At 62.3% G+C, this 6,838-nt stretch carries 7 protein-coding genes; 3 read left to right on the forward strand and 4 right to left on the reverse strand.

Going from position 1 to position 6,838, the window contains the following annotated elements; translation table 11 throughout:
- The first annotated feature begins 80 nt into the window (after positions 1–80).
- Together AB4Y99_RS23695 and AB4Y99_RS23700 are read left to right on the forward strand one after the other, a co-directional pair.
- Positions 81–620, forward strand: coding sequence for a MarR family winged helix-turn-helix transcriptional regulator (locus AB4Y99_RS23695; RefSeq protein ID WP_051987397.1), 540 nt, complete (start codon positions 81–83; stop codon positions 618–620).
- Positions 621–1,126: 506 nt separating this feature from the next.
- Positions 1,127–1,960, forward strand: coding sequence for a transglutaminase-like domain-containing protein (locus tag AB4Y99_RS23700; protein ID WP_113254272.1), 834 nt, complete (start codon positions 1,127–1,129; stop codon positions 1,958–1,960).
- Positions 1,961–2,210: 250 nt separating this feature from the next.
- On the opposite strand, the gene AB4Y99_RS23705 is transcribed toward AB4Y99_RS23700, so the two are convergent.
- From AB4Y99_RS23705 to AB4Y99_RS23720, 4 genes are all read right to left on the reverse strand, one after another.
- The gene (locus AB4Y99_RS23705; protein ID WP_441525045.1) at positions 2,211–3,278 is read right to left on the reverse strand and encodes a sensor histidine kinase; all 1,068 of its coding nucleotides are present in this window, start codon (positions 3,276–3,278) and stop codon (positions 2,211–2,213) included.
- Between the two features lie 22 nt (positions 3,279–3,300).
- The gene (locus AB4Y99_RS23710) at positions 3,301–3,714 is read right to left on the reverse strand and encodes a response regulator (RefSeq protein ID WP_038357980.1); all 414 of its coding nucleotides are present in this window, start codon (positions 3,712–3,714) and stop codon (positions 3,301–3,303) included.
- Between the two features lie 26 nt (positions 3,715–3,740).
- On the reverse strand, positions 3,741–5,237 hold the full coding sequence (locus AB4Y99_RS23715) for a sensor histidine kinase (protein ID WP_441525046.1): 1,497 nt from the start codon (positions 5,235–5,237) through the stop codon (positions 3,741–3,743).
- Positions 5,238–5,408: 171 nt separating this feature from the next.
- A complete protein-coding gene (locus AB4Y99_RS23720) occupies positions 5,409–5,678 on the reverse strand; it encodes a DUF6894 family protein (RefSeq protein WP_441525047.1) in 270 nt (89 codons plus the stop codon).
- A gap of 723 nt (positions 5,679–6,401) precedes the next feature.
- Between AB4Y99_RS23720 and AB4Y99_RS23725 the strand changes: the two genes are divergently transcribed.
- Entirely contained in the window at positions 6,402–6,734 is a 333-nt protein-coding gene (locus AB4Y99_RS23725) for a DUF1236 domain-containing protein (protein WP_051987395.1), read from the forward strand.
- The last annotated feature ends 104 nt before the right edge of the window (positions 6,735–6,838 follow it).

The following is a 6,838-nucleotide window of genomic DNA, read 5'->3' on the forward strand; positions in this document are numbered from 1 at the left end:
CTTGGCATGACGGCAGCGTGGACCCACGCTTGCGTCGCGCGCCGCGGCGTGGTCGAAAAAGGCTGTTCTGGAGAATTTGAATGCGCAACGAGGCCGCGCGAAGCCTGACATTCGAAACGCCCGATGCGCTCTGGCAGAATGACCGTGTCGGCGCCGGCATGCAGCGCTGGCGCCGAGAGTTTCCGGATGTCGATTGTTCGGGCAAGGCGATCGTCGGCCGGTTGCTTCATCTCAACGAGGTGTTTCAGACGGCGATCAACCGTACCCTCGCGCGGCACAAGCTTAAATATCCGAGCTTCGCGGTGCTTGCGACGCTGCGTGTGCAGGGCGCGCCCTATCGCATGTCGCCCAAGGCCCTGCTCGACACACTGATCCTGAGCTCAGGCGGATTGTCAAACCTGCTGCGGCGCCTGGAAAAGGCGGGCCATGTCCTTAGGATGGCCGATGAGGTTGATGGGCGCGGGGTGATCGTTGAACTCACCGAGAAGGGCCGCCTGCTGGTCGAGCCTGCGATGCGCGACCATGCCGAGACTGAGCGTCGCCTTGTCGCTATGCTCCCGCCGTCCGAACGGGTCCTGGTCGCAGCCGCGCTCGGCAGGATGATGCTGGCGAACCGCTGAATAAGCTGCATGGCTATCGGAGCATCCGGTGATTCCTAAATGGGTGGGTTCGACCGCACGGCCCTACTTCTCTGAGGTGGCCGGGCTTGGCTCCTTCGCGCTACGGCAGCATCCCTGCGCATCGCGGCGTCAGCGATCAACCGGTAGGCCAGCAATCCCTAGACCGATCTCGGCGTCAAATCCCTCGGTGGTCCTTTATGCAACGAAATCAGAATTCGGCTCCAAAGGTGGACAATCAATAACCTGGCCCTTCCCAATGTTCAGAAGGAGGCTAGCTCCAGCCTCAGCCCTAAGCCACCACTTAGACAACCCAAGAGCGGGTATTTCGGATATCAGCTAGGCGTTGGAACGGGGCATTGCGCCGCCGCCCGAAAGCGGACATGGCGAGCCCCTGCCGATGAGATCAAACGCAGCCTATATCGCCGTGGCCGGGAAAATGCATGATGGCCTGCCTAGTCAACGGGCCAGCCAATGTTCGCGCACAGTGATCGCGCAGAAGGCATCGCGTGAAACTCAGGATCGGCTACGAACTCGACTACGATTTTCCGCAACCGACACCCGTCATCCTGATGCTGAAYGTGCATTTCAGTCGGGTATCGGACCTTGCTCAACCGGACCATATCCGCATCCAGCCTTCGGTGCCCGTCAGCGCCTACCGGGACAGCTTCGGCAACTGGTGCACTCGGCTGCTGGCACCGCAGGGGCCGATGCGGATCACCGCCGACGCGATCATCTCCGATAGCGGCCTGCCCGAAAGCCACGACCTCAATGCCGGCCAAGTCCCAGTTGAACAGTTGCCCGAGGAAAGCCTCGTCTTCCTGCTGGCGAGTCGGTTTTGCGACAGTGACCGCCTGCTCGATCTCGCCTGGCAGCTCTTCGGTCATGCCCGGCCTGGCGCACCACGCGTTCAGGCAATTTGCGATTTCGTCAACCAGCGCATCGCCTTCAACTACAACGATGCCAGCGTAACCCGCATGGCGACCGACGCCTATGGTGAAGGCCGCGGCGTCTGCCGCGACTACGCTCATCTCGCCATTGCCTTCTGCCGGGCGATGAATATCCCGGCACGCTACTGCACCTGTTATCTCGGCGATGTCGGCACGCCGCCGCCCTATCCACCGGGCGATTTCGCGGCGTCCTTCGAAGCCTATCTGGAAGGCGGCTGGCAGATGTTCGATCCGCGCAACAACGTGCCGCGTATCGGCCGCGTACTGATCGCGCGCGGCCGGGATGCGGCCGATGTTGCCATCGCCACCACATTCGGGCCGAACACGCTGACCAGCTTCAAGGTCTGGACCGACGAGGTGGTGGAAGGGAGCGACCTAGTCAGCCGCAACTAAGAGATGTCCTAGACGCGCCACCGGCGGATGTAGGCCAGCATCCGGATTCAGACGGCCACCAAGCAAAAAGGCCTCCGTCACTCGACGCTCGTGGAGTGACCGAGGCGATCGAGCCATCGATTACAACGATCTCGCGATCTCGGCGTTGCCGAGGCAGTGACGCTGCGCAAGCCCAACAGTCCGGCCTCGCTTGCGCGACAAGATTCGCAAGTTGTTGGGTTGCCAATAGCGTTCAAGCCTCCGACGCGGCTCAGGCTGCCTCGGAGCTGGACGGCGCCAGACCTATCAGCGACAGGTCCATGACGGCGTGGGTGCCGCGCCCGCCCGTATCTTCGTAGCGCAGCTCGCTGGCGAGGCTCCTGGCCATCGCGCGSACGATCTTGCTGCCGAGGCCGGTTCCCTTGACTGTGCCGGTCCCGGTCCAGCCGATACCGTCGTCGACGACCTTGAGAGTGACCTTGTCGCCGTTGCGGGAGAGGCTGACACGCACGTCGCCGGCACCGTTAGGATARGCGTATTTCAGCGCATTCGTGACCAGTTCCGTCGCGATCAGACCGATCGAGATGGCCTTGTCGGTTTTCGCCAACACCGGCACGGCTTCGAAGCGGATGGTCGGCATTTGGCTGGAGCCAGCAAGTGACTGGGAAAACTCTTCCAACAGGGAACGGAGATAGCCTGCGAGATCCACCACACGCACATCGTCGGAGGTATAGAGGCTACGATGGAGATTGCCGATCGCGGCAATCCGTGCCTGAGTTTCGGCAAGCGCCGCCTTGGCGCCGGGGTCCTCGACCGCGTTCGCCTGCATCCGGACGAGCGAACCGACTAGCGACAGGCTGTTGGCAACGCGGTGATTGACCTCGGCGAGCAATGTCACGGCCCGGTCTCGAGCCGCTCGCACTTCCTGCTCCGCTTGTTCGCGCGCTCGGGTCAACCGCGTCTTCACCACGGCATGCTCCAGCGCCGCCCGCAGCAGCACCTCGAAATCCTCGCCTACTGTCTTGACGACATAGTCCAAGGCGCCGGCCTTCAGCGCCGTTACGGCGATCGACAGTTCCGAGGAAGCGGTCACATAGATGACGGCGGGAGAAGCCGCATCCCTGGCAAGCGCTGCAAGGACATCCAGCCCCGAAGCCGTCCGAAGATCGTGGTCGAGGATGATGACGTCGATCCCGCCCGCGGCCACGCGCGCGAGGCCTGCTTCCGCGCTCTCGACATGCTCGACGATATAGTTGTGGCGCGCGAGYATGCGCTGCACGAGCCGCCCCAGTGTGGCGTCGTCGTCGATGTAGAGGACGTTGATCGGCCGGTTCGGCATCAGCGGCTGCCACGCGAGTTGGTCATGGCGTTTCCGGAACCTGGATGACGGAGAAGAACAGCCCGAGCTGGCGGATCGCATTGGCGAAGCCGTCGTAGTCCACGGGCTTGGTGATGTAGACATTGGCGCCGAGATCATAGCAGCGCTGGATCTCGCGGCTGTCATCTGTCGTGGTCAGCACGACGACCGGCGAACGCTTGGTATGCGTGTTCGCCTTTACCTTCTCRAGGATGTCGACACCGCCCATGTCGGGCAGGTTGAGGTCGAGCAGAATGAGGAGCTGGCGGCCAGCGCTGATGGCGCCGGAGCCGTCGGCACCGAACAGGTAGTTCAGCGCATCCGTGCCGTTGGCGAAGGGGATGATCTCGTTGCTGACGCCGGCGCGGCGGATGTTCTTTTCKATCAGGCGGGCATGGCCTTCATCGTCCTCGATCATGATGATCGAGACGGGCTTTCCATTGGTCACGCTTCGGCACTCCGTTTGTAGGCCGTGAGGTCGGGGGGCAGGGTCACGGTAAAGGTCGTGCCCTTTCCAAGTTCTGAGCGCACGGCGATGTCGCCRCCGAGATTGCGCACCATCGYGCGGACATGGGCGAGACCAATGCCTTCGCCAGCCGTATTCTGGGCGCCCGAGCGCCGGAACAGTTCGAAGATGCGCTCGTGATCCGCCGCTGCGATGCCGCGRCCATTGTCCTCGATCTCGATCTTCACCCAGCCGCGACGCTCCCTGCGCGTGCGAACGGCGATCCGGATCGGACGATCGGGCGCCCGGTATTTGATGGCATTGTCGAGGAGGTTGCCCATGACCTGGTCGAGCGACAGGCGATCGCTCGTGATGCGGGGAACCTGCGCGTCGATCTCGATCCCGCCGCCTTCCTCCGCGCTGGCTTGATGGTGGACCGCCGCTGCCGCAGTCTCGATGAGCCCGGTGAGATCGATGCTTTCGGCGCGCAATTCACGCCGGCCCTCACGGGAAATCTTGAGGATCGCGTTGATGAGCCCGTCCATCTTGCGCGTCGACGAACGGATGAAGCCGATCGCCTCCGCGACATCGACCCGCAGAGCCTCTTCGGCGGCCGCCTTCTGCTCCGGGGAGGCTGCATGTCCGGCGACGACAAAGGCGTCGATCGGCTTGAACATCGCTTCGAGCTCGCTGGTGAAGCCCATGATGTTCACCAGCGGCGCCCGCAGATCATGCGTCACGATATAGGCGAAGCGCTGGACCTCCTCGTTGGCCTTGACGAGCGCGTCGGTACGCTCGCGCACACGCTCTTCGAGGCCGAGATTGAGCGTTTCGACCTGGCGCCGGGCCGTGACGAGTTCGCGCGTATAGCTGATGATCGTCCAGCTCGCCGCTCCAGCCATAGCCAGGATCAAAATGGCGCCGATGATGGTCGTCCAGCGCAGTCGCGATGAGGCCGTGACCTGGGCATCGATCGCCGCCCTGAGCTCGGTTTCCGAGATGGCCAATATCGCGCTCAGATCGGAACGCAATTCATCCATCAAGCGCTTGCCGGTTCCACTGCGGACCAGGCTCATTGCCGTCTCGATATCGCCCTTGCGCGTCGCTTCGACCGTTGCGGCGAGCTCCGCCATCTTCTGTTCGAGCTCGCTGTTGATCYGCTGCARRATCGGACCGATCTCGCGCAACCTCGCCGCGGCCCGTTCAAGCCGGGCGCGCTGTTCCGCAAGCCGGGAGATTGCGGCGTTGTAGGGAGCGAGATAGCTTTCGTCGCGCGTCAGTAGGTAACCGCGCTGCCCCGTCTCGGCGTCCTGCACCAGTGAAAGCAGGTCGGCGGATGAACTCCGCACCGCGCGAGCCGCGGTCACTTCGCCAAAATAGCGTTCGCTAGCCGTCGTCAGCCACAGGGACGTCGCGACGATGGCGAGCAGCACCGCGATGCCGATGGCAAGGAGTAGGGCGTTCGAGCGTTGGAAAAACGCCTGCGAGATAGGCATGCAGAGGACCAGGTGAAGATACCTCTCTCTTCACCAATCGAAGCTTCTAGAGCAACAGCAAATGACATTGCATCCAGCTCGTTCTTGTGCATCGCCCGCTGATTGACCACGTCTTGGATTTCCACRAGAAGGTGCYGGCTTCGAATAKGACTGCCGGCAGAGCCCTGTCCTTCAACTTGTTCTCTTGGGCTTGGATACGGTCGAATCATCTCCAGGAAGACTGTCCAGGCGCAAATTGGCCACGTAGACTTTTGCACCCTGAGCATTCTGCACGGTGACCGAAAGCAACATGTGGTCGCCATTGGGTAACTTTTCGCGGTTCAGTTCAGCGAGTAGTTCCTTGGCGGCATTTCGCGCGCTCTGGTCATCGGGCAGATCAGTGCCCTCGTCGTCGATGTCTAGCTTGTCTCCGTCGCGGGTATGAAAGAAGTAGCTCGGCATGCCTACCCAATGCAGCCGAGGCCAACCTGTTCCTCAAGCCATCTCGATTTTGGCGACGCAGGGCTGGAAGCCSAGATGGTGTGATGGAGATCCGCCAGGCCGCACAAGCGTCGYGCRGCCAGTGCGAATGGTCTCGACGTCTMGTGCCAGCCTCTCCCGGTCCCGCTCCTGCTCTCRCCTACGCCTYTCCGCCCTGATCTCSGCCAGCGTCGGCAAGCGGACGGAGGGTGGCTTCAAGCTGGCRAGATCGCCGTCGCTGATACGAGTGAGGTCATATGAGCCGATGGCACCGGAGTGCTGGTGCGCTTGCGTTGGCTTGCCGTATCCAMGGKCGAGRATGGCGTTCGCCGCAGCGACGCGGGCGGAATCGCTCCCGCTCTTCGTCGCGACCGCGAAGAGAGCCTTCAGGGCGATTTCTGTATGGRCCTTGGCGAGGTCGGAAAGGGTCGCCTTCTGCTCGCGAGTGGCGCGAGACTGCGATCSCTTCTTTCWKCCGGCGCCTTCGCGCTTCCCGCCCCGTTGGCAGCCACGTTTGATTTCCGATTGATTTGAATTGAATTCTGCARAGGAACTCAAAATTCCCGCTCGACAACGAGCCCGCGACGCTTTCCGATTGTCCGCCRTACCGCGGGCGGCACGGAACATTGCGCCACCCATCTGGTTCTTCCGCCGCAGGGATAGCAGGGTCGACCTTCGGCTTAACCGTCGACGTAGGAAATCCAGATGATCAGGAATGTTCTGTTCGCCGCAGGGATCGTGCTGCTGCCCGCCACCGCTATGGCTCAGGGTCAGGGGCAGCCGAATGGCCTCCCGGAACCGCCCTCGATGCGCAGTGAACTGGCACCGCGCTTCAAGGCGTATGTGATCACTCAGCGCCCGACTTCGTTCACCTATTCGGAGCCGCTTACGGTCGGCACCGTCCTGCCTCAGGAAGGCGTCGTGTATCGCGAGGTTCCGGCCGAGTACGGCGTGAGCGGCTATCGCTACACGGTGATCAATGACCGCCCGGTCTTGGTTGAGCCAAGCACGCGTCGAGTTGTCCAGATCATCGACTAATCGGCAATATGCGTGGGCCGGCGGCCTAGTGGTCGCCAGCCTGCAGCGCCCCTGGTCTCAGAATATCTCGTTCTTGATGCCTTTGATCAGGCCAACGTAGCCAC

Source organism: Allobosea sp. TAB14 (assembly GCF_052113865.1).
Classification (GTDB): Bacteria; Pseudomonadota; Alphaproteobacteria; order Rhizobiales; family Beijerinckiaceae; genus Allobosea; species Allobosea spartocytisi.

Coding starts and splice junctions, on each gene's coding strand:
- AB4Y99_RS23695 (WP_051987397.1), top strand. CDS start 81: ATGCGCAACGAGGCCGCGCGAAGCCTGACATTCGAAACGCCCGATGCG.
- AB4Y99_RS23720 (WP_441525047.1), bottom strand. CDS start 5,678: ATGCCGAGCTACTTCTTTCATACCCGCGACGGAGACAAGCTAGACATC.
- AB4Y99_RS23725 (WP_051987395.1), top strand. CDS start 6,402: ATGATCAGGAATGTTCTGTTCGCCGCAGGGATCGTGCTGCTGCCCGCC.